This is a genomic window from Wolbachia endosymbiont of Atemnus politus, from assembly GCF_013309895.1.
Map to the genome: position 1 here is coordinate 1 of NZ_JAAXCS010000152.1, position 2,648 is coordinate 2,648.

General features: G+C 34.6%; 2 protein-coding genes. One reads left to right on the forward strand and one right to left on the reverse strand.

Translation table 11 applies throughout. The annotated features are described in order from the left end of the window. Positions 1–96 precede the first annotated feature (96 nt). Complete coding sequence (locus HET73_RS06985; protein WP_174134262.1) at positions 97–825, reverse strand: type I glutamate--ammonia ligase; 729 nt, start codon at positions 823–825, stop codon at positions 97–99. Positions 826–1,139: 314 nt separating this feature from the next. Here HET73_RS06985 and dnaA point away from each other — a divergent pair, with 314 nt between their 5' ends. Next, positions 1,140–2,522, forward strand: coding sequence for a chromosomal replication initiator protein DnaA (dnaA, locus tag HET73_RS06990; RefSeq protein ID WP_174133458.1), 1,383 nt, complete (start codon positions 1,140–1,142; stop codon positions 2,520–2,522). The last annotated feature ends 126 nt before the right edge of the window (positions 2,523–2,648 follow it).

The following is a 2,648-nucleotide window of genomic DNA, read 5'->3' on the forward strand; positions in this document are numbered from 1 at the left end:
TATGATAGTGATGATAAAGTTTCTAATTGTTCTGTTCCACAATGTCGTTGGTTATTCCGTTAACTTCTTTTGTTAGATGTTCATGAGATGGAGGGTTCATACCAAACTCTCCATCTTATATTGAGGGTCAGATGCAATACCGTATACTCTGTTTGGTGGGGCAGTTTTGTTTTCTATGCCAAAAGTAATGCCTTCAATTATTGCTGCAAGCACTTTCTCAAGGTTGCAATCTGCTCCAGGAACGCGGTGTTCTAGGCGACATTTGCTGCCACAATCGGGAATCCTAATCGCAGCAGTTCTATTGTTCACGCCCCAACTAATTGTGGTTGGGGTATGAATATCTGGGTATTTAAACCTGAGATATGAATCATTGTTTGGAGCAAAAAATAACATATGTTTTTTCATCATAGCGCATAATCCACCAATGCTATGAATCAAGTAATCACTGTACTTTTGTTCACAACAATAGAATAAATTGCTGTCATTTAAATCCACTAAATTAACGTGCACATTTAATGAACTACCCGCTCTGTCTAAATAGGGCTTTGCTTTAAAAGAAATACTTCCACCAAGTTTTTGTGCTGTTTCGGTAAGTAATTCTTTTGCTAGCTCAAGATGCCTGATTAAGTCATTGAAATCTGTATAACAACCACTTTTTATCTCATATTGATATATAGAACTCTCTTTCTCACAGGAAAATCCAAGTGAAGCTATTTTGTCTTTAACGCTGCTGAGAAATAAGTACTCTTCTTCTATTCTTTCAATATAAAATTCTAGCTCGATACCAAATTTAGCATAGCAATTTAAATTGCTTAACATAATCATAGATTTGTTTCAGTAAATTTATATTAGGTTAGCTATATTTATACGAGCACTTTACTTTTTTGCCAATAAATTTAATATCTTATTTATACATAATATATTATTATTTTTTTAGCACACTGCTAATCCTTAAGGCAAGCGAAGTTTCATTTGTTGAAAGAAAAATGATCAAATTTAGTGCTTTTATACCCTTTACAACTCATCAAAAATCACCATAATTTTGAGTGTGTATTAAATAGTGTTAGCTTTTCACTTTTGCAGCAAGCTATTGATTATCTTATGTTTTTCTAATTATTGCTTTTTTCTTGGTGTTGTGTATGAGCTTAATTAACCCTAAGGTTTCTACTATGTTTTTTGACCAGATTGTTACAGTAACGGATCACAATATTGCTTGGGAGAAAATTCAAAATTGTCTTTATAATCTTTATGGAGAGGCAACATATAACAGTTGGCTGAGTTCACTTGGATTCGTCAGTAGTGGCAATGGAGAAGTTTTACTATCTGTGCCAACAAGATTTATAAAAGAGTGGATTACAGTTCATTACATGGAAAAAATACTGTCATTATGGCAAGATGAGGATAAAAGTATACGTTCTGTTGATATTCAAATAACTGGAGAAAAGAATTTGAGTCCTAATACTATATCAAAAAACAGGGAGGAAAGTAATCATAATCTTGGTTCGCCGCTGGATCCAAGATTTACCTTTGATAATTTTGTAGTAGGCAAGCCAAATGAATTGGCATTTACAGCTGCGAAACGTGTGGCAGAGTCTATAGATCCAATACCAGGCAGCAATCCTCTGTTTCTATATGGTGGGGTAGGACTTGGTAAAACACATCTGATGCATGCTATAGCTTGGCACATAGTCAATTCTCCGTCGGCGAAAAGAAAAGTGGCATATTTATCAGCAGAAAAATTCATGTACCAATATATTACAGCGCTACGAAGCAAAGATATTATGTTATTCAAAGAGCAATTTAGATCAGTAGATGTATTGATGGTAGATGATGTGCAATTTATCAGCGGTAAAGATAGCACGCAAGAAGAGTTTTTTCACACTTTTAATGCATTGATAGATCAAAATAAGCAATTGGTTATATCAGCTGATAGATCTCCTAGTGATCTTGATGGAGTAGAAGAAAGAATAAAATCGCGGCTTGGCTGGGGATTGGTAGCAGATATTAATGAAACAACTTTCGAGTTAAGACTTGGTATATTGCAGGCTAAAGTGGAGCAAATGAATATGTATGTTCCTGGTGATGTCCTAGAGTTTTTGGCGAGGAACATAAAATCTAATATAAGGGAATTAGAAGGAGCATTAAATAAAGTTGCTCATACTTCATTAATTGGAAGAAGTATGACAGTAGAATCTGCCAGTGAAACTCTAGCTGATCTTCTTAGATCGAATCATAAGCCAATTACAATAGCAGAAATACAAAAGAAAATAGCCGAGTTTTTTAATATAAAAGTTGCGGATATGCACTCCAATAGAAGGCTCCGCGGTCTTGTAAGACCAAGGCAAATAGCTATGTATTTTGCTAAGAAATTTACACAGAAAAGCCTGCCAGATATTGGAAGAAGCTTTGGTGGCAGAGACCATGCTACTGTTATACATGCAGTGAAGCAAATAGAAAATTTTATAAAAAACGACTCAAATTTTGCTGATGAAATTAATCAGTTAAGAAAAATGTTTAAATAGAGACACAGGCTGGAGCGGTAATAGACTTCTTACATTTTGGCAGTCGTGAAACGAAAAAACCCCTTGACAACCCCCGCCAATCTCATTATCATGATACTCAGTACAATGATACAAAAAATAATATCA